General features: G+C 35.8%; 17 protein-coding genes, 2 tRNA genes and 1 pseudogene. 12 read left to right on the forward strand and 8 right to left on the reverse strand.

Annotation, left to right across the window (positions count from 1 at the left end; genetic code table 11):
- The 3 genes from HMPREF1208_RS02055 to HMPREF1208_RS02065 form a co-directional block, all read right to left on the reverse strand.
- Positions 1–2,850, reverse strand: a 2,850-nt coding sequence (locus tag HMPREF1208_RS02055; RefSeq protein WP_016424685.1) for an SdrD B-like domain-containing protein, incomplete at its 3' end; no start/stop codon positions are given.
- Between the two features lie 412 nt (positions 2,851–3,262).
- Positions 3,263–3,865 (reverse strand): CPBP family glutamic-type intramembrane protease, encoded by a 603-nt coding sequence (locus HMPREF1208_RS02060; protein ID WP_016424686.1) that lies wholly within the window; start codon positions 3,863–3,865, stop codon positions 3,263–3,265.
- Positions 3,866–3,871: 6 nt separating this feature from the next.
- Complete coding sequence (locus tag HMPREF1208_RS02065) at positions 3,872–4,057, reverse strand: YkvS family protein (protein ID WP_016424687.1); 186 nt, start codon at positions 4,055–4,057, stop codon at positions 3,872–3,874.
- 189 nt (positions 4,058–4,246) lie between these two features.
- On the opposite strand from HMPREF1208_RS02065, the gene HMPREF1208_RS02070 reads away from it, so the two are divergent.
- A complete protein-coding gene (locus tag HMPREF1208_RS02070; protein WP_016424688.1) occupies positions 4,247–5,239 on the forward strand; it encodes a lipoate--protein ligase in 993 nt (330 codons plus the stop codon).
- A 70-nt stretch (positions 5,240–5,309) separates the two neighbouring features.
- Here the strand turns inward: HMPREF1208_RS02070 and HMPREF1208_RS02075 are convergent, their stop codons facing one another.
- The gene (locus HMPREF1208_RS02075) at positions 5,310–5,528 is read right to left on the reverse strand and encodes an IDEAL domain-containing protein (RefSeq protein ID WP_016424689.1); all 219 of its coding nucleotides are present in this window, start codon (positions 5,526–5,528) and stop codon (positions 5,310–5,312) included.
- 238 nt (positions 5,529–5,766) lie between these two features.
- Between HMPREF1208_RS02075 and HMPREF1208_RS02080 the strand changes: the two genes are divergently transcribed.
- The 4 genes and pseudogenes from HMPREF1208_RS02080 to HMPREF1208_RS11710 all read left to right on the forward strand — a co-directional run.
- Complete coding sequence (locus tag HMPREF1208_RS02080) at positions 5,767–6,393, forward strand: competence protein ComK (protein WP_016424690.1); 627 nt, start codon at positions 5,767–5,769, stop codon at positions 6,391–6,393.
- 315 nt (positions 6,394–6,708) lie between these two features.
- A tRNA-Asn gene (locus HMPREF1208_RS02085) sits at positions 6,709–6,783 on the forward strand.
- A 1-nt stretch (position 6,784) separates the two neighbouring features.
- A tRNA-Ser gene (locus tag HMPREF1208_RS02090) sits at positions 6,785–6,873 on the forward strand.
- 568 nt (positions 6,874–7,441) lie between these two features.
- Positions 7,442–7,678 (forward strand): annotated as a pseudogene (locus HMPREF1208_RS11710) (transposase); the annotation flags it as partial.
- Positions 7,679–8,432: 754 nt separating this feature from the next.
- On the opposite strand, the gene HMPREF1208_RS02100 reads toward HMPREF1208_RS11710, so the two are convergent.
- Positions 8,433–8,843, reverse strand: coding sequence for a YolD-like family protein (locus tag HMPREF1208_RS02100; RefSeq protein WP_016424691.1), 411 nt, complete (start codon positions 8,841–8,843; stop codon positions 8,433–8,435).
- A gap of 151 nt (positions 8,844–8,994) precedes the next feature.
- Between HMPREF1208_RS02100 and HMPREF1208_RS02105 the strand changes: the two genes are divergently transcribed.
- Genes HMPREF1208_RS02105 through HMPREF1208_RS02115 form a run of 3 tightly spaced genes read left to right on the forward strand, consistent with a single transcriptional unit; the run spans position 8,995 to position 10,974 of the window.
- Positions 8,995–9,570, forward strand: a complete 576-nt coding sequence (locus HMPREF1208_RS02105; RefSeq protein WP_016424692.1) for a GNAT family N-acetyltransferase — start codon at positions 8,995–8,997, stop codon at positions 9,568–9,570.
- Positions 9,563–10,207, forward strand: coding sequence for an ABC transporter ATP-binding protein (locus HMPREF1208_RS02110; RefSeq protein WP_016424693.1), 645 nt, complete (start codon positions 9,563–9,565; stop codon positions 10,205–10,207). Before HMPREF1208_RS02105 ends, HMPREF1208_RS02110 begins: the two co-directional genes overlap by 8 nt.
- A 2-nt stretch (positions 10,208–10,209) precedes the next feature.
- Positions 10,210–10,974, forward strand: a complete 765-nt coding sequence (locus HMPREF1208_RS02115; RefSeq protein ID WP_081635158.1) for an ABC transporter permease — start codon at positions 10,210–10,212, stop codon at positions 10,972–10,974.
- 173 nt (positions 10,975–11,147) lie between these two features.
- On the opposite strand, the gene HMPREF1208_RS02120 is transcribed toward HMPREF1208_RS02115, so the two are convergent.
- Positions 11,148–12,086, reverse strand: a complete 939-nt coding sequence (locus tag HMPREF1208_RS02120) for a 1,4-dihydroxy-2-naphthoate polyprenyltransferase (RefSeq protein ID WP_016424695.1) — start codon at positions 12,084–12,086, stop codon at positions 11,148–11,150.
- A gap of 171 nt (positions 12,087–12,257) precedes the next feature.
- On the opposite strand from HMPREF1208_RS02120, the gene HMPREF1208_RS02125 reads away from it, so the two are divergent.
- The 4 genes from HMPREF1208_RS02125 to menB are packed head-to-tail and all read left to right on the forward strand — an operon-like array spanning position 12,258 to position 16,891.
- Entirely contained in the window at positions 12,258–13,616 is a 1,359-nt protein-coding gene (locus HMPREF1208_RS02125; protein ID WP_037559214.1) for an isochorismate synthase, read from the forward strand.
- The gene (gene menD / locus HMPREF1208_RS02130) at positions 13,609–15,279 is read left to right on the forward strand and encodes a 2-succinyl-5-enolpyruvyl-6-hydroxy-3-cyclohexene-1-carboxylic-acid synthase (RefSeq protein ID WP_016424697.1); all 1,671 of its coding nucleotides are present in this window, start codon (positions 13,609–13,611) and stop codon (positions 15,277–15,279) included. The genes HMPREF1208_RS02125 and menD overlap by 8 nt, the downstream gene beginning before the upstream one ends.
- Positions 15,266–16,060, forward strand: a complete 795-nt coding sequence (menH, locus tag HMPREF1208_RS02135) for a 2-succinyl-6-hydroxy-2,4-cyclohexadiene-1-carboxylate synthase (protein WP_016424698.1) — start codon at positions 15,266–15,268, stop codon at positions 16,058–16,060. The genes menD and menH overlap by 14 nt, the downstream gene beginning before the upstream one ends.
- 12 nt (positions 16,061–16,072) lie before the next feature.
- Positions 16,073–16,891 (forward strand): 1,4-dihydroxy-2-naphthoyl-CoA synthase, encoded by an 819-nt coding sequence (gene menB, locus HMPREF1208_RS02140; RefSeq protein ID WP_016424699.1) that lies wholly within the window; start codon positions 16,073–16,075, stop codon positions 16,889–16,891.
- Positions 16,892–17,096: 205 nt separating this feature from the next.
- Here the strand turns inward: menB and HMPREF1208_RS02145 are convergent, their stop codons facing one another.
- The gene (locus tag HMPREF1208_RS02145) at positions 17,097–18,272 is read right to left on the reverse strand and encodes an aminotransferase class I/II-fold pyridoxal phosphate-dependent enzyme (protein WP_016424700.1); all 1,176 of its coding nucleotides are present in this window, start codon (positions 18,270–18,272) and stop codon (positions 17,097–17,099) included.
- 123 nt (positions 18,273–18,395) lie between these two features.
- Positions 18,396–19,403, reverse strand: coding sequence for an acyltransferase family protein (locus tag HMPREF1208_RS02150; protein WP_016424701.1), 1,008 nt, complete (start codon positions 19,401–19,403; stop codon positions 18,396–18,398).
- Between the last annotated feature and the right edge of the window lie 150 nt (positions 19,404–19,553).

Genomic DNA, 19,553 nt, shown 5'->3' on the forward strand with positions numbered 1-19,553 from the left:
TGACGGTTGATCTGGGTTGCCAGGTTGGCTTGGTACATTCGGTGATGGTTGGTCTGGGTTGCCAGGTTGGCTTGGTACATTCGGCGATGGTTGATCCGGATTACCGGGTTGGTTCGGTTCATTTGGTGATGGTTGATCCGGATTACCAGGTTGGTTTGGTTCATTCGGTGACGGTTGGTCCGGATTACCAGGTTGATTTGGTTCATTCGGTGATGGTTGATTTGGGTTGTCCGGTTGATTTGGAGACGGTTGGTCCGGATTATTTGGATTGTCTGGTGACGGTTGGTCCGGATTATCTGGATTGTCCGGTGATGGTTGGTCAGGCGTTGATTTATAGAAGCCACTGTCGATAGTATAATCGTCAGCATCAACGAGAATTTTTGCTGTTTTACCATTTGAGTCTGTATTTAAAAAGCCTTGACCAGTAAGCGTTGGTGTATAACCATTAGGTGTTTCAAAGTCAATAGTATATTCACCTTCTGCGACATCTTTAAATAAATATTTACCATTTTCGTCAGTCACTTGTGTACCGATGATGTTGCCATCTGCATCTTTAAGTGTAACGGTTACGTTGGCAATACCAGGCTCGTTATTATCTTGAATACCATCTTTATTTGAGTCTTCCCAAACTTTATCACCCACATTATATTTAGGTGTTTCTGTTCTATAGAACCCTTGGTCTACTGTTAAGTTATTTCCATCGCTAATAATAGCCATCGCATCTACTGGACCGTCAGAATCGAGGGCATCGTTACCAGCATCTGACTTGGTAGGTGTATAATCTGCAGGTGTTTCAAAACTCACTTTATAATTACCGTTTTGTAAATTGTCAAAAGAGTATTTTCCGTTTGCATTCGTTTCTGTCGTATCAATGACATTTCCGTTACTGTCTTTCAAAGTCACTTTTACGCCAGCAATGCCGGGTTCATTGCTATCTTGAATACCATCTTTATTGATATCATCCCAGACTTTATCGCCGAGAGAGTAGACTGCTTGTGAGCCATCTGCTGTACCACTTGAGCTACTTTTTAAAATATTATTATCCCAAGTCAAACGATCGTATTGGTTGTATTGGTTTTGCGTGTACATTGTTGAGCGTAAGTTAAGATCTGCTTTTGAATCAGGTTTTTCTTTACTTGTCACTTTAACGATGTAACGTGCACCATTTAAATTACCAAAATTGATATAAGCTAATCCATCTTTATAGTAGTTAATGTTGAATTGGTTTGTAACATCTTGATACTGACTATCTTCTACACCAAAACTATCATTTAATTTGTCATTAGGACCGACTTTGAAAATTTGGATTTTAGAATTTTTAGGATCTAATTGACCATTACTTTTAGCTGGATCATCTTGGTAAGATTGCAGTGCCACAACTGTTCCCTTAGCTGTACGTTTCATCGGATTGACATAAATATATTGTTCATAATCGCCTTTATCCGGATCTTCAAGTGTAATCATTGATTTAAGGTTAGAATCGCCAACGTTATAATATTTACCATAATTCACATTGATTTGTGTATCTAAACTTTCACCCGCAACTTTGTAGTTCAAAGGATAGACTTTTGAGTCTGTTGCGACTTTACGATCCATAAACTGTGTCAAATTAAACTGACCTGAGATGTTCGTTAAATTATTTACAGCATCAGTAAAAGTATAGGTCATACGATGATTTTGAACGTCGTAATCACCAAGCGCAATCACTTGACCATCTGCATTTTTAATTTTCTCTTGATGATTTGGGTCAAATCGTGTATCCCCATAGACATTGACTGTTTTTGGCATTTCAACAGTAAAGTAGTCACCGCTTTTTACTTGGCCATCAACGTTAAATTTACTTCTCAAATAATAACTTCCTGAGTTGTTCGGTTCAATATATGTTTCAGAAGTAGAAATGTCTGTAGCGTGGACTTTATCGTTTACATTTGAACCACCGGCTGCGACTGGTTGTGCTTCATTTTTACTTACAGCACGTAATTTTGTTGTCCCTTTAACTTTTTTTAATTCAGAAGATGTATTAGGTGATTGTGTGGTACGTAAGCTTTCTGTAGATGGGCTTTGAGTGTTTGTGTTTGAAGATTCAACAGGTTGAGTAGATGGTGTCGTATTCGTTTGAGGTGTATTAGAATTTGAAAGGTTTTCTTCAGGTGTTGTATTTTGATCTGTTGAATTTTGATTGCTAGACGCTTGCGTGTTTGGATTTTGTTCTTTTGCAGTTTGATTCTCTATATTTTGATTCTCTGTATTTTGATCTTTAGTTGTCTCAGTATTTGTAGGTTGTTCCTTCACATTTTGAGTATCTGTTGCTTCTTTTTCAGTAGATGTTGAAGCTGGGGATTTTTTAGATTGTGTTTGCTGTTGTTCAGTTGAAGGTTGTTTTTCAGTTGAATTCGTAGGTTGTTTATTCTCTGTTGTTGCGTTTTCAGAATCTGTTGTTGAAGATGTATTTGTAGATTGCTCACTTTCTGTTGATGCTTTTTCTGGACTTTCTTGTTCTGTTTGATTTGTTTTTGACACAGATTCTTGATTTTCAGGAGACTGTGCATTTTCATTCTGAGTATTTGCGTTATCTTTCGGTTGTGATGCAGACGCTTCTTTTGCTGCATTTTCATCAGTTGAGGAACTATCGTTATTTGTTTCGGTTTGCGTGCTAGATGCATCTTCTTTATCTTGTGACTGTATCTGGTTAACGGTCACAGGTTGTTGCGTATTTTCTGCCGCAAATGCTTCGTGATGAATACCAAAAAATGCAACGGTACCTATTAAGAATGAGGCGGTACCTACAGAACATTTTCTAATCGAAAAACGAGAAAGTGTTCTAGCCTTAGTTGGGTAATGCTTGTTCATAAAACTATCATCTCCAAATTCAAATTTATTGATTAATCGATTAATTAATCGTGTAAAAATTCTATCACAACAGATTGTTAATTACAAAGATTTAAATTAAAGCTTTTAATTAAACGTATATGTTTAAATAGAAATTTATGATATTTAAAAAATGACGTTAAACAACTGTAATGATATTTTTGATAATAAAAAAATATATATTTATCAGAATTAATAGATTTAAAAAATAGGTGGTTTACGGAATCGTTGAAGGATGGAAATGAGCGTTATATTTATTTCATATACGTAATGTTATAAGGCTTTTTGATAGATTGAGGTATGGTCTCCTATATTTTTGGGGTGAACGTGATAGGGCAAACGGGTATAAAAAAACAGCAAATGGCCTGTAAAACGGCAACATTTGCTGTTGAAATTAACCATGAAAAATTAACAAAATTACAACCGCTACAATTTGGGCTACTGTCGTTGTGACAATACGGCGTGTATACGTATAACTCAAACTGAGGATTAACTGACAAATAAATATAAAGATGACAATCCACCATTGATCAAGGTAGATAAAAAATGAACTAGAAAGTAATGCGCTTATCAAAATTGCAGGCCAAGCGCGATGTGTCAACTGCGTGATTGACTTTTGCAGAATTGAGCGAATATAAAGTTCGTGGCAAGGCATAACAAAAAGCAATGTGACGAGCATTTGCCATTTGAAGTAAACGCCTGTCCGCGATAACTGTCGAATTAATGACGTATAGGATAAGTCACTTGTAATCCAAGAAAAAATGACTTGGACTAGGACAAGGACAACACCTGTAATAAGTCCTGTAATAATCGACGTCGTTAAACGCTTAGATTCAAAATCACGTTGGTAAAAAACATAACTAATTCCAGCAATCAGCATAATGCCTGTATACAACTGCCAATAAACTTCATGTTCACCCCACATAATAAATAATATAATGTGAAAGGCAATAAAACTGAGTATAAACCAAAGTAGCGACTTATTTATTTTTTTCATACGAATTTATCCTTTGTGTTCAATAATTTTATATCTTTTATGGTTAATAACGGTTTTTTCTGGTAAATCTAATTGATTAAAGTTTTCCATAATTGTTAAGTCAACAATAACAGAATTGTCGTTAATCTTTTCCACTTTTCCTTTTATACCATCATAGAATTCTACAATATCTCCTATTTCAGCGATTGTCATTATCGTAGCCCCCTTTAGAAATTAACTAGCATTTATTGTACTAAAATTTACATTTTAAATAAACAATTTACGTCATTTTTCCGAAAATAGTTACATTATGAGAAATTTTAAGGTGAATTATTGGAAAAAATAATTGGAATCATGCATAACTGAGATAAGGGCATATTTTGGGAAAGGAGTGTACGTATTATGAAATTTATTAGTAACAACAATCATACAGATCCAACTTTAAATTTAGCTATGGAAGAGTATGTGTTGAAAACAGTGCCGATGGACGAAGACGACAGTTATTTTTTATTTTATATCAATAGACCTTCTATTATTGTAGGGAAAAATCAAAATACGATAGAAGAAGTGCATCACCCTTATATTGACGCACATCATATTGATGTGGTAAGACGAATTTCAGGCGGTGGCGCGGTTTATCATGATTTTGGGAATTTAAACTTTAGTTTTATTACTAAAGATGATGGAGATAGCTTTCATAACTTTAAAAAATTTACACAGCCTATCGTAGAAGTATTAAATGAGTTAGGTGTGGCAGCAGAGTTAACAGGGCGTAATGATATTCAAGTTGGGCAAGCGAAAATATCGGGTAATGCAATGGTCAAAGTTAAGGACCGCATGTTTAGTCATGGCACCTTGATGTTAAACAGTGAATTGGATGAAGTTCAAAATGCATTGCGTGTTAATCCGGCTAAAATTCAGTCTAAAGGTGTTAAATCTGTTCGAAAACGTGTGGCAAATATTCAAGAATTTTTAGATGAGCCATTAGATATTGAAACGTTCAAATCAATCATTTTGAAAAAGCTGTTTGGTGATGCCGAAGTCGAATCCTATCCATTAACTGAAAAAGATTGGAAAAATATTGAAAAATTAAGTAATGAAAAATATCGAACATGGGACTGGAATTATGGTAAAAATCCTAAATATAACTTTGAGCGAGAACATAAGTTTGATAAAGGGTTTGTTCAATTGAAGTTAGATGTGAAAAAAGGGCGCATTGCGCATGCCAAAATATTTGGTGATTTCTTTGGTGAGGGAGACGTCACAGATTTAGAAAATGCGCTTGAAGGTGTTTCTCATCATAAAGATGCAATTGAAGAGGCGCTAAAAGATTATGATATGTACCATTATTTTGGGGATATTCCACGAGAAGCATTAATTGAGTTAATGGTATAAAAATAACAGGACTATTCATTGATAAATCATGGATAGTCCTGTTTAATTTGGAAGTGAATGTGTGATGGAATTACTCAACGTTAACTTCCTCCAACTTCAAATATTCCTGAGTATACATATTAAATGCCTGTTCATTTCTATCAATTAGTGCAGCGTCAATTAATTGTTGAAGTTCTCGCTTTCTTTGATTTTTTAAAGCTTCTTCAATGACAAGTTCAACACCAAGCTGGTTAATTGTGTGTACAGAATTTACAATAAAATGTCTTTTTACATCTGTTTGGTTTTCCATGATGTGTCACTCCTTTGTGTATTGAGTATGAATTAAGTTATTAAACAGTATAACGAATGAACACATAAAACGCAATAAGTTTTCTGAATTTTTAAAGTAATTAAGACAGAATTTTAACATATTTGTGTAATAAAACATTTTTAGTAACGAATTCTCATTGACTTACCTTAAGATAAACATATAATAAGTATTAGAAAGAGAGAACCTACACCTTTTGACGAATAGGAGGGGTTCTAGTATGAACCATAAATTTAATTCAGCCTACGCCATTTGTAAAGGAGATATGTTTCTTAGACCTGTCGATGGACCTGACGGTATTCTCATGAGCACAGAGGTTTTCAGATATGATGGTGAACAGTTTGTTGTTCATGATCGTACGCAACGTATCATGGAAAGAAGTTGTAGGCATTATGGTGAAACCTATGCAGGAAGAAAAGGCCAAGCGAAACGTATTGCAAGTATCTCCAATAAAACACCGATTTTACTCACTCCCATTTATCAAACTTATTTTTTTTCCACACATTCCGATAGAGTTCCCGAAAACTGCTGGATTAACATGCATTATGTAGTTAAATTAAAATCGATGAAAGGATCTCGCTGCAAAGTTACTTTTGCGAATGAACAATCCATTATTTTAAATGTTTCTCATCATAGCATTAAGCATCAATTTTTAAATTGTATTTATTTCGCTTATTTGATGGGAAGATCGAATCAAGTCCAAACGCATAATCCAGAGAAACCCATTGATTATAGTCAAGAGCGCTTTAATATTTTTGAAGCTTTGTCCCAATATGCATTATTAGAAAAAGCAAAAAAAGAAATGAGCGAAAAGAAAGACAATGATAGTCATTTTTTAAATCTTTAGAACATATCTCATAGTTTTTCGTTTAGGCTGCTTGAACCTGAATGACTGTGGCCGAGTAGCCTAAACTCATGTTATATAGCAACACGCAGGATTTTTAGCGTTATCGCAATAAATAGATTAAATTAAGCATTTCAACAGCGCTTGATTAGAAGTGGAAAGTTAAGCTAAAGTGCATTAGGGTGAGACTTTTTAAACAAAGTGTAAAGATTACAGAATATCTATCCGCATAGTGTAAATGTTCTATTAACTTTTTTACAAATTTCTATTGATTTCTTCATTGATGTTGCTATAATTGTATTTGTGATTGAAAATTAATCCACAGTAGCTCAGTGGTAGAGCTATCGGCTGTTAACCGATCGGTCGTAGGTTCGAGTCCTACCTGTGGAGCCATGGAAACGTACTCAAGTTGGCTGAAGAGGCGCCCCTGCTAAGGGTGTAGGTCGCGAAAGCGGCGCGAGGGTTCGAATCCCTCCGTTTCCGTAAATTATACTTCAAAGTCCTTAATTTAATAGGCTTTTTGAAAAGCAAGTGTCAAAAAAGTGTAAGTTACTTTTTTGACACTTTTTTATTTGATTGAAAACCAGTCATATCAAGAGATTGACATGCATCACTTAATCTCTTCGGAAACTCAATGTACCGATTTTAGACCTCGTTTTTAGGGTTCTTCATTTTTTATGGTGGGATGACATAAGTCATCCTGCTTTTTTGTACAAAAATAGCGCAAATGCCTCTATAATTTTAAGTGACTAAACCAAAAATAAAGGAGACATATTGCGCCTATGTGTAATGATATATTAAAGTTACTAAAAATTAAAGATAATAATATTAAAATCACTAAAGTTGAAGAAGATGTAGTTATTAGAGGTAAGAAATCTAACGTCATCTTTGGTACCCTTTCATACAAGCCTATGACTTGTCCTCACTGTTATCATACGAATCCAAACCGAATACACAAACACGGAAAACGTTTATCGCGAATTACTTTTTTAAGATTCCAAGAGATAGCAGTGTATTTAAAACTGTTAAAACAATGTTTTAAATGTATGGATGGAAAGTGTTACGCTTCTACAGAAAGTATGAGGATATCATTGCTTATACGATTGGAACCCCTCAATTCAATAATGGAGCGATTGAAGGAATTAATCAAAAAGTTAAACTGATTAAAAGAGTTTCATATGGCTATCGCAACTTTTATAACTTCAAAAATCGCATTTTTATTATTTTTAGACTGTATAAAAGACCAAAGAAAAAAGCAATGCCACTTTTCAATAGTGAAATTGCTTAAATAGATTGCGTACCGAGTCGAGACTCCCGAGGCATAGAGCCGAAACCGAAAATCCATTTTGGCTTCTTATGAGCTACAATAAAAGCCAAAATTAGTTGAGGTAAGGCGCCTGGGAAAGCGAGACTCGAAGAAGCAATCGGAAGTTTGCGACTTAATTATTATAGACACATAACCACCATATAAAGTGTACAGCCGTTTTTAGCTAGGATAAGACTAAATGCAGGTGTCCAATCCTTACAACCTATCAAACTTACCTATTACAACAATATTGCTATTCAAAGTATAAGGGGCATTATAAAAATTGAAGTCCCTTTTGGCCTAACGAAAAAAACGATCATATACATATGAACGGTTTTTTTGAATCGTTTCCCAGAAAAACTATTTTACATTTATAAGAGAATAGGGGTTTTACGTGTTAATTTAAAAGCAATCAATCGTTTTATCAGTGTTTTAAATCTATTTTTAGTCACTCTTACACGAAGACTTAGCGATATCGTATCTTTCAATGCATTTAAAAGATACAAATTATCTTTAGATGCGTTATAAAAATAGTGTGCGCGTTTCCTACTGCCTGATATCAAATATAGTACTTCATGTTTTCTTTTTTTATTGTAATAAATATGTAGAAAATAAAATAATTGTCAAAATTTCGGGTATATGAATGTAAGACACGCGAGATGACGTGCGTTTTAATGTATGAGTGTCAGAACTATCGTGATGGTTTTCTTAACGATAGGATTATTTTTATTCTATATTATTCGACACCATAAAGTTCATTTAAGCCAATTGTGAGTTGATCGGTACGTCGTTCATTCGCAATGACCAATGTATTTTCTAATGTGTTAATGCTTGCAATGTAACCTTGAATGGTATGAATCTGTCCGGAACGCCAATAGCTAATTTGAGTGAAGGCGTTTTTAGCAATTTTAAAATGCAGCATTTGATTGATTTCGTTGATTTGATCTTCGCTTAAATCTGGGCGGTCTATTTTTAGTTGATTGGCTTCGAATTGTTTAATCTCTGAAAATTGTTCGGGTAGTGTCGCAAAGGGCGCCCATTTCACAATACCGCGTCCTTGAGGGATGCTCGCATTTAAATATTGTCTAGGAATCTTTCGATAATCGGTTTCGGATTGATACGCAGTTGGCAGTGTTTTATCTTTCATTGAAAATCACCTCACACCAATTATAGAACATATGTTCTGTTTTGTGAAGTGAAATTAGAACGTACATTTGCTAATTTAAATTATTTATTTCAAATCTTGCGTTATATCGACTAAAATATAAAGGGATTACATAGAAGAGGTGTGGAGAATTATGATTAGAAAAGCAACTTATGAAGACGCACATGCGATTGCAGAATTGACCTACATGATATGGCAAGATATGGAATTGGAAATTGTGCAACGTTATGCTAAATCGACCGTTATCCATGCACTGATGAAAAGTATTACGGATGTGCATTATCGAAATGCATTGACACATGTTCATGTCTATGAGGTAAACCAACAAGTAGCAGGTATGATTGTGGCATATCCTGGGAAAAATGAAGCACAATATGAGAAAGAATGGGAGCGTTTACAGTTTGATACGCCTATTGAACTTGAACATACGACGCCTTTACCTGTGTTAGAGGCAGATGAAGATGATATTTATATTGAGTCAATTGCGACATTTCCTGAGTTTCGAGGACGTGGTATTGCGCGTCAGTTAATGCGCTACCTTTTATCATCTGATAATCACGCGACATGGGGCTTGAATTGTGAATATATCAATGAAAAGGCATACCAACTCTATCGAAAAATGGGCTTTGAAACAATAAAAGATAAAATGTTGTACGGTCATCGTTATCGCTATATGAAATATAAAGGTGGGAACAAGGTAGATGCTTGACGTAAAAAATGTGAGTTACTGTATCGATGATCAGCGGATTTTAGATCATGTCAGTTTCCGTGTAGATCAAGGTGAAGCAATTGCAGTTGTAGGACCTTCTGGTAGCGGAAAAAGTACGCTATTAAGAATAGTAGCTGATTTGATTAGTCCAACGGAAGGAACGATACAGTTTAAAAATGAGCTTTATGAAACATACGAACCAGAAGCTTTAAGACAAAAAATTAGTTATTTACCACAATCGGTTGAACTCTTCGGTGATACAATACGAGATAATCTCATTTTTCCATCACACGCACGAAAAGAAGGATTTGATAAATCACGTGCGAAATATTTATTAGATGCGATGGGCTTAAAAAAATATAAACTTTCAGACTCTGTTCATCATATGTCGGGCGGTGAAAAACAGCGCGTGACGATTGCGCGTCAATTGATGTTCAAGCCAGATTTGCTTTTACTGGATGAAGCGACGAGTGCGCTAGATGATATTAATAGCAAAAAAATCGAAAAGTTTATTTTTGATTTAGTCAAAGAAGGAATGTCTGTGATGTGGATTACACATAATACAGAGCAAAGTCACCGTCATTTTCATCGACAACTTGAGATTACAAACGGCACCATCACAAAGGAGGAACAATGATTATGATGAGTACAACTTCTTTGTTGTTAACGTCTTTATTGTTATTGATTCCGATACTGATTTCTTTTAAAGAAAGATTGCATATCGCAAAAGATTTAATTATTGCTGCGATACGTGCAGTGATTCAGTTGGTCATTATTGGTTATTTGTTAGAATTTGTCTTCAAGTTAGAACAAGTATGGATTGTTATTGCTTTGATAGTAGTCATTATGATTAATGCTGCAGCGAATACACGAAAACGTGCTTCAAAAATTATGCACCATGTTTTTTGGGTTTCGTTTGCTGGAATAATGACAGGTGCTGTTCTTTCTTTAGGAGGCGTTCTGTTAACTGGTGCGATAAGCTTTAAGCCGAATGAAATTATTCCGGTTGCTGGTATGGTAGGGAGTAACGGGATGATTGCGATTAATTTGAGTTATCAAAATTTAGATCGGATTTTTACGAAAGAGACAGAATCTATTGAAGCAAAATTATCGTTAGGTGCGGGACCTTCATTAGCTGCAAAAGATGCAATTAGTGAGAGTATTAAAGTAGCAATTGTTCCGACAATCGACTCAGTAAAAACATACGGGCTAGTCTCTATTCCAGGAATGATGACTGGGCTTATTATTGCCGGTGTTCCACCTTTACAAGCGATTAAATTTCAACTCATGGTTGTTTTTATTCATACAACGGCAACGATCATTTCAGCGCTTGTTGCAACTTATTTAAGCTATCGACAATTTTTTAATTATCGCCATCAGTTAATTCAAATTAAAGCGGATTAAAACATTTGTATATATCGCTATATATCATTACAATGAAATTGATAGTCTACAAGAGACTTTTGAAAAAAGAAAAGGGTGGGAAGTGACATCTCATCATTGAAGCGAGATTTCGTACTTCCACACCCGTCATGATTTAAAAATTAATCACATAAAATGAATGCGTACTGGAGGTTTTATACGCCACCCAGTAAAGCGCTGATATAAATGCCTAATGCATACAAAACACCGAAAAATGTATTTGTTTTTCCTGCTGCTGCCATTGCCGGCATCATTGTTTGTGGCGTATCGTTCTTTTTGAAACGGCGATAAACTTTGATTGGCAGTGGAAAACTTAACAATGCAAGTAAATAGAAGAGGGATCCACCATCTTTGAAAAGTGCCGTATAAATCACGAATAGATATGCTAAAATGTAGCATGTTGCCATAAAAATAAGCGAGCCACGTTTGCCTAATAAAATAGGCAATGTACGACGACCGCTTTGTTTGTCTTTGACGCGGTCACGAATATTATTAGCCATATTAATGAGGCCGATAGTAATTACAATTGGAATGCTAATCCAAAAAGCATAGTTTTGAAGATTGCCTGTTTGTATGTAAAAAGCGATGACGATAATAATCATCCCCATGAATACACCAGAGAATAATTCACCAAGGGGCGTCCATGAGATTGGGAATGGCCCGCCTGTATAAAGGTAGCCTACTGCCATACATAAAAGTCCGACAGGTATTAACCAAAATGAAGTTTGGATTGCTAAGTATAGTCCAAGTAAAGCTGCGATGACGTAAAAAATGAGTGCGAGTCTTAAAACGTGTCCAGGTGTCATGCCGTTACGGACAATGGCACCACCGATACCAACTGACTCATGATCATCTAGACCTTTTTTAAAGTCATAGTATTCATTAAACATGTTCGTAGCAGCTTGGATGAGTAAACAAGCGACCAACATTGCTAAGAATAGACTAAAGCGTAAATGATCTTCGCTGCCTAATAAAAAAAGTTTAGCAGTTGCAGTTCCGACTAAAACTGGAACAACAGAAGCAGTGAGTGTATGTGGGCGCATGAGTAACCAGTATTTGTGAAATGTTGAATGTTTTTCAAATTCAGTCGCCATATCAATAACCTCTTTTTATAATATTTATAATACATGCCTATTATAAATAAATTTTACTATTAAATCAATAATAATATTATAAGAAAGACACTTGCGAACACAACGACGATTAAAAATGTTAGAATGGAGTAATGGATGAAACTTGATTATGATGAAAGAAGTGAGAATGAGATGACTGTTGACGTCTGTGAACAGGCAATCATGGATGCGGTCAAACAAACGACACAGCAATGGGTTTCGATTGAAGTGAAGTTGCAAAAGCAATTGGATCCGATTACGTTGTTTGAAATGTCAAAAGAAGATGCAGGAGATCGTTTTTACTTTCAGTTAAATGATAGTAAAACAACTTTTTTTGGTTACCGTGTTGCAACAAAAATTAAAAATGATTTCACAAATAAACGCTCTATTTTTAAAGAATGGGAAAAGTTTAAAGACAACATTGCATTAATCCATCCTGATTCTGAGCGCCATCATTTACGAATTTGTGGGGGGTTTCAGTTTTCTACAAAGCGTCTGGGGGATGAATGGCGCCGTTTTGGTGTGAATCACTTTATTTTGCCTGAAGTTTTAATATCACAAGTAAACGATGAAACGTTTTTAACTTATACAGTACAAAAAGAAACGTTTTCTATAGATCAATTTAATGCGCTATTCGATCAATTGAATCATTTAGAAACAATAGAAATAAAAGATACGACACCGCCACCGGTGAAACGTATGGAAGACATATATAAAGATGAGTGGGAAGCTTTAGTTGCAAAGACAACAGAACAGTTAGCTCATGATGAAAAAATTGTGTTATCGCGCAGACGTATGGTGCAATTTGATGCAGATTTAAGTATTCCAACGATACTTTATCGGGCTTTACAAAATGAAAAAAACAGTTATCTATTTGTTTTAGAATCCGAAGAAGATGTTTTTATATCTCAAACACCGGAACAATTGTTTAAAGTTACTAACGGGGAATTATCTACGAAAGCCGTTGCAGGAACAATTCGTCGTACGCATGATGAAAAAGTAGACCAAGCACATGTCGAAGCTTTTCTGAAAGATGAAAAAAACTTAGTTGAACATGAAATTGTAGTCGAAAGCATACTCGAAGATATACGACCTTTTACGACGCATGTCGACTATAATAAGGAACCTAAAATTTTAAAAAATGATCATTTATATCATTTATATACAGAGATAGGTGGCCCACTTGCACAAAAATCATATATCGAATTGATAGATGATTTGCATCCAACACCTGCACTTGGGGGTTACCCGAAAGCGCGTGCATTAGATTATATTGAAGCGCATGAATTCGGCGCACGTGGTTTATACGGGGCACCTGTAGGCATGATTGATATGTATGATGATTGTGAGTTTATTGTGGCGATTCGTTCGATGTTAATGAACCGACATCAAGCCTTGCTTTTTGCTGGTGCAGGTATTGTTCAAGAATCTAATGCAGCTGAAGAAGTGGCAGAAACAGCTTTAAAATTTAAACCAATGATGGAGGCACTAGGGGTGACTGAGTATGACTAATCAAAGTGATTTAACAGAACAAGTTTTTCATTTCGTTTCTGAGCTCTATGCGTATGGCTTGCGAGAAGTAGTGATTAGTCCAGGTTCTCGTTCGACACCAATCGCTTTGGCGTTGGAGTGTCATCCTGAAATTAAAACATGGATTCATCCAGATGAAAGAAGTGCTGCTTTTTTTGCATTAGGATTAATGAAGGGAAGTCAACGTCCGGTTGCAATCGTATGTACTTCTGGTACTGCCGCTGCGAATTATGTCCCTGCCATCGCAGAAAGCCATATTAGTCGTCTGCCACTTGTCGTATTAACGAGTGATAGACCACATGAGCTTCGAAATGTAGGGGCACCACAAGCGATTAATCAAGTGGGGATGTTTCAAAATTATGTTCGGTTTCAATGCGATTTGCCAATAGCAGATGGTACAGTGCATATGACTGAATTCAACGCATATCAAATCCAAAAAGCGAGTCAATATTTTGACGGACCCCAACAAGGGCCTGTCCATTTTAATTTGCCGTTTCGCGAGCCCCTTACACCCGACTTATCACGTTTAGACTTACTGAAAACAGAGACGTATGACCGTCCTAAATATCAAAAATCAATAGATTTAAGTCGTATTGAAAAAACATTGAAGCAAGCGAAAGGCTTAATTGTCGTTGGTGATATGCAACATCAAGATATATCACAAATTTTAACGTTTGCTACCGTGTATGATTTACCGATACTTGCGGATGCATTAAATGGCATACGTGCCACACAACATCCAAATGTGATTGCAACCTATGATTTACTTTTGCGTGCTGGACTTGAAATTGAAGCCGATTTTGTTATTAGAGTAGGAAAGCCGGTCGTATCTAAAAAATTAAATCAATGGTTGAAAACAACAGATGCAGATCAAATTTTAGTTCAAAACAGTTCAAACGTAGACGCATTTCCTAAAAAACCGGATTACTTTTTTGAAATGTCACCGAATGACTTTTTTAGAGCTTTAGGTGAGGTGCCTGGCACATATCGTAAAATGTGGCTGAGTCAATGGCAAAATATGGAAGAACAAGCCCGTTTAACGATTACGGAGCATCAAAAAAACGCTAATGATGAGTCTGCATATGTGAGTCAGTTACTGGATAAATTAACGGATGAAGACTGTTTGTTTGTAAGCAATAGTATGCCAATACGTGATATTGATAATTTATATTTTAATCAACGCGGTCGTATTTATGCCAATAGAGGTGCAAACGGAATAGATGGGGTTGTCTCAACTGCTTTAGGTATGGCTGTTCATCAAAAAGTAACATTACTTATTGGGGATATTGCCTTTTACCATGATATGAATGGTCTGCTTATGTCTAAATTGAATGACATTCATATGAATATTGTGCTACTCAATAATGATGGAGGCGGTATTTTCTCATATTTACCACAGAAAAAGAGTGCTTCCCAACATTTTGAACGCTTATTCGGAACACCTACAGGGTTGAACTTTGAATACACTGCATTACTTTATGATTTTAATTTTAAGCGTATTCAAGACTTACAGGCATTTGAATATGCTAATTTGACGACGATGACACCAACATTGTTTGAAGTGATGACGAATCGTGAAAAAAATTATGACGCCCATCAAAATCTTTATCAGAAATTGAGTGAAATTGTAAATGTTACATTATAATTGGCATCGGGCACAACAACCGAGCAACAAGGTTTTAGTATTGCTACATGGGTTTATCAGTGATCAACGCACATTTGATTCACATATCGAGATATTGACAAGAGAAGCGGACGTAGTTTGTGTCGATCTTCCAGGACACGGACAAGATCAATCTCCCATGGATATTCAATGGGATTTTGATTGGATTACTTCTGAATTGCATTTGGTGCTTCAACAATTTGAAAGCCAAGCTATTTATTTACACGGCTATTCAATGGGGGCGCGGGTAGCACTTTATTATGCACTCAATCACGCTTCATTGTTGTCAGGTTTAATACTCGAAAGTGGTTCTCCAGGAATTCAAGATCCTGTCGCACGTCATGAGCGACAACAAGTGGATGCAGCACGTGCACGTGTCCTTGAGATTGCAGGGCTCGAAGTATTTGTGAATGATTGGGAGAAGTTGCCATTATTTCAGACACAACGATGGATATCTGAATCGAAACAGCTTCAAGTGCGTCAGTTAAGAATGGCACAGAACACAGCAGGCTTAATTAAAGCTTTAACAGATTACGGAACGGGCCATATGCCGAATTTATGGGATCAGTTGAATACTTTAGAGTTACCTGTACAATTGATTGTTGGTGAATGGGATGAGAAGTTTGTATCGATTGCACATCAAATGAAAGCGGCGTTACCTAATGCGAGTTTAGAAATTGTAGAACGCGTAGGCCATACGGTTCATGTGGAAGATTCACCCAAATTTGATACAATATTATTGGAGTTTATTAAAGGTTACTAGAGGAGGCCAACCATGGAAAGACAATGGGAAACATTAAAAGAGTATAAAGAAATTAAATACGAATTTTTTGAAGGGATTGCAAAAGTTACAATTAACCGTCCACATGTACATAACGCATTTACACCTAATACTGTACAAGAAATGATTGATGCTTTCACACGTGCGCGTGATGACGAGCGTGTAGGTGTCATCATTTTAACTGGAGAAGGCGACAAAGCGTTTTGTTCAGGTGGAGACCAAAAAGTACGCGGTCATGGGGGCTACGTTGGAGATGACCAAATCCCACGTTTGAATGTATTAGATTTACAACGTTTAATTCGTGTCATTCCAAAACCGGTTATTGCGATGGTTAAAGGTTATGCTATCGGTGGAGGAAACGTTCTTCAAGTCGTATGTGATTTAACAATTGCTGCAGATAATGCACGTTTTGGACAAACTGGACCAAAAGTGGGTTCATTTGACGCAGGTTATGGTTCAGGCTACCTTGCACGTATCGTAGGACACAAAAAAGCACGTGAAATTTGGTATTTATGTCGTCAATACGATGCACAACAAGCACTTGACATGGGTATGGCGAATACAGTCGTTCCTTTAGCAGATGTTGAAGATGAAACAGTGAAATGGTGTAAAGAAATCATGCGTCATTCTCCAACAGCTTTACGATTCTTAAAAGCAGCAATGAATGCAGATACAGATGGTTTAGCTGGATTGCAACAATTTGCAGGTGACGCAACACTCTTGTATTACACAACAGATGAAGCAAAAGAAGGCAGAGACGCATTTAAAGAAAAACGTGATCCTGATTTCGATCAATTCCCTAAATTCCCATAAGTTGAAAAGAAGGAAAAGTCATCAAAAATAAAAACCGATGGACGTGAGGTAATCAATGTGTCCATCGGCTTTTTTAGTTTGTAAAGGAAATTATAGATGAGTGTTTTTAATTATCTTAAATCACTCTGATTTTTAGTGAATAAAGTATTTTTAAGCAAACAAGCTTATTCATTATTTTAATGATATGTCTATAATGGAGACTTTTTTAGTTGATTAAACGGTCTGCATATTTGTTTTGTAGGTATTGTCTTAAGCGCGCCATGCCTTCTTCTAATGACTTCATATCATAGGCATATGAAATACGAACATAACCTTTTCCATAATCCGTAAAAGAAGATCCAGGAACCATAGCGACGCCAACGGTTTCTAAAACATCGACACAAAATGCAAAGTCATCATCGGTAAAGTTTTGAATGTTAGGAAAGATATAAAACGCTCCTTCAGGTTGCCCTTCTAATTCAAAGCCCATATCTGTTAATGATTCAATCAAGAAATCACGGCGCTTCATATATGCTGCATTCATCGTTTGAGGCGCATCTGTAGCCTCAGTTAATGCAGCAATCGTAGCCATTTGAGCCGGAACATTGGCACAAATACAATTATAAGCGTGCATAAATGTTAAACGGTCTATTAAATATTGAGGGCCAGATAAAAAGCCAATACGGATGCCTGTAGCTGAATGTGATTTGCTTAAACCATTAATCAGCAATAATTGGTCCCGAATGGATTCAAAGCGTGCAAACGACGTATGTGTGGCGTGAAATGTATTTTCTGCATAGATTTCATCACTAATAATAAAAATCGGCAATGTTTTCAAAGTGTCGACGAGTGCCGTCACTTCTGCTTCAGAAAGTATGGCGCCAGTAGGATTAGATGGATAATTGAGCAGTATCGCACGTGTTTTTGGCGTGATATGTTGTTTGATGCGTTCAGGTGTCACTTTAAAGCCACTTTGTCGCGTATCCATGAATATAGGTTTACCACCGAGCGTCTGAATTAAAGGAATATAGCCAGCATAAACAGGACCCGGAAGTAGAATTTCATCACCTGGATTGATGATACAGCGCAGTACAGTGTCTAATGCTTCAGAAGCGCCATTAGTAATAATGATTTCTTCAGGGTCGTAATGGATATTGAAACGTGTTTGATAGTATTGAGAGACTGCTTCACGTGTATCCAATCGTCCCTTATTATGTGAATAGGTCGTCTGATTATTTTCAATAGCCGTTTGATATGCCTTTTTAACAATATCGGGCATATTAAAATCAGGTTGGCCAACTGTAAGGTTAATGACATCATCTAGCTGATTAATTCGACTTGAAAATTGTCGGATACTCGGGGCTCTTAAATATTGTGCATATGTATTGAGTTCTAATTTCATTTTTAAATCACGTCCTAAAAAAAGAGAAGTTAACATTTAGAATAACATGTGTACGCATGAGAAGCTATCTAAAATGATAGTCAACGATACATACACATGATTATGTTCTAAATGGTATCTTCTCTAAAAATAAGGTTTAAACTTTGATGGCCGTTGCAAATTAATCATAGGATTCGTCCATTTCGCGACAAAATCACTCGACCATAACCAAACGATAAAGCCTGAAAGTACTATATTATAAAGTAATCCTAAAATTGGCGTATCAATAAAAGGATAAAATTGGTGGCCTCGAATGGCACCGATAAATAAGCCATGTAATAAATAAACATACATTGTTCTTGATCCTATATAAGTATACCAATGATGATGTCTTGGCACTAAGTTAAAGAAAGAGAACATCGTGACAAAGATAATACCATATAAAGATAATCTTTTTAGCGGACTCATCAGTACATGCATGCCGTCCACGTGTTTGTATGGTGTACTTGCTAATAGCCAGTCCGCATCGATAGGATGAACGATATAAATTACAAAAAAGCCTACTAAAACTAAAATAGAGATAGGAATAAAACGTTTCATCTTAACGAAATGGCTAAATTCAATGTTTAATAAATACCCAACATAAAATATAGGGAAAAATACGAGTGTACGTGACCAACTTAAATAGTCTCCTACATTTGAAGAAAAACCTGCTAATAGTGCCACAATGATGGCGATAGGTAAAACGTATTTAGGTTTAAACTGCCGGACAATCACGATAATGACGTTAAAGAAAAACAGTGTTAATAAAAACCATAGTGCAAAAACAGGTTCAAATGGATCTAAGTCTAACTCACTATTTTTTCCTGTAATAAAGTAATAAATTGAAAAGAACGCAAAAAAGATGAGATATGGACCTAACAATTTTTTGCCTACTTTTTCTATGTAACCAGATTTACCCACATTATTGGCGAAATAGCCAGAGATGAATAGAAAGGCGGGCATGTGAAAACTATAAATAAGCAAATATAATGCATTAATCGCAATATGAGTATCAACATAAGGCCTAATTAAATGTCCTAAAACGACAAGAAATATTAAAACAGCACGTGCATTATCAAAAAATGCATCTCTTTTTTTCACATTTGTCATAAATAGGTGACTCCTTTTAACAATCTCATAGTTAATGTATTATAAATACCTTCAAAAATGCAATGAAAATGTATATATGATAAATTAATAGCATACTTATTTTATACAATGCCCAAACAAAAATAAAAAAGAACTTTGAAGCATAAGATT

The organism is Staphylococcus sp. HGB0015 (assembly GCF_000411275.1).
Lineage (GTDB): Bacteria > Bacillota > Bacilli > Staphylococcales > Staphylococcaceae > Staphylococcus > Staphylococcus schleiferi.

Excerpts from the sequence above, each read along its gene's own strand:
- HMPREF1208_RS02125 (WP_037559214.1), top strand. The coding sequence starts at position 12,258 with ATGACTGTTGACGTCTGTGAACAGGCAATCATGGATGCGGTCAAACAA.
- HMPREF1208_RS02150 (WP_016424701.1), bottom strand. The coding sequence starts at position 19,403 with ATGACAAATGTGAAAAAAAGAGATGCATTTTTTGATAATGCACGTGCT.
- HMPREF1208_RS02100 (WP_016424691.1), bottom strand. The coding sequence starts at position 8,843 with ATGAAAGATAAAACACTGCCAACTGCGTATCAATCCGAAACCGATTAT.
- HMPREF1208_RS02080 (WP_016424690.1), top strand. The coding sequence starts at position 5,767 with ATGAACCATAAATTTAATTCAGCCTACGCCATTTGTAAAGGAGATATG.
- HMPREF1208_RS02060 (WP_016424686.1), bottom strand. The coding sequence starts at position 3,865 with ATGAAAAAAATAAATAAGTCGCTACTTTGGTTTATACTCAGTTTTATT.
- HMPREF1208_RS02115 (WP_081635158.1), top strand. The coding sequence starts at position 10,210 with ATGATGAGTACAACTTCTTTGTTGTTAACGTCTTTATTGTTATTGATT.
- HMPREF1208_RS02070 (WP_016424688.1), top strand. The coding sequence starts at position 4,247 with ATGAAATTTATTAGTAACAACAATCATACAGATCCAACTTTAAATTTA.
- menH (WP_016424698.1), top strand. The coding sequence starts at position 15,266 with ATGTTACATTATAATTGGCATCGGGCACAACAACCGAGCAACAAGGTT.
- HMPREF1208_RS02110 (WP_016424693.1), top strand. The coding sequence starts at position 9,563 with ATGCTTGACGTAAAAAATGTGAGTTACTGTATCGATGATCAGCGGATT.
- HMPREF1208_RS02075 (WP_016424689.1), bottom strand. The coding sequence starts at position 5,528 with ATGGAAAACCAAACAGATGTAAAAAGACATTTTATTGTAAATTCTGTA.
- HMPREF1208_RS02120 (WP_016424695.1), bottom strand. The coding sequence starts at position 12,086 with ATGGCGACTGAATTTGAAAAACATTCAACATTTCACAAATACTGGTTA.
- HMPREF1208_RS02105 (WP_016424692.1), top strand. The coding sequence starts at position 8,995 with ATGATTAGAAAAGCAACTTATGAAGACGCACATGCGATTGCAGAATTG.
- menB (WP_016424699.1), top strand. The coding sequence starts at position 16,073 with ATGGAAAGACAATGGGAAACATTAAAAGAGTATAAAGAAATTAAATAC.
- HMPREF1208_RS02065 (WP_016424687.1), bottom strand. The coding sequence starts at position 4,057 with ATGACAATCGCTGAAATAGGAGATATTGTAGAATTCTATGATGGTATA.
- HMPREF1208_RS02145 (WP_016424700.1), bottom strand. The coding sequence starts at position 18,272 with ATGAAATTAGAACTCAATACATATGCACAATATTTAAGAGCCCCGAGT.
- menD (WP_016424697.1), top strand. The coding sequence starts at position 13,609 with ATGACTAATCAAAGTGATTTAACAGAACAAGTTTTTCATTTCGTTTCT.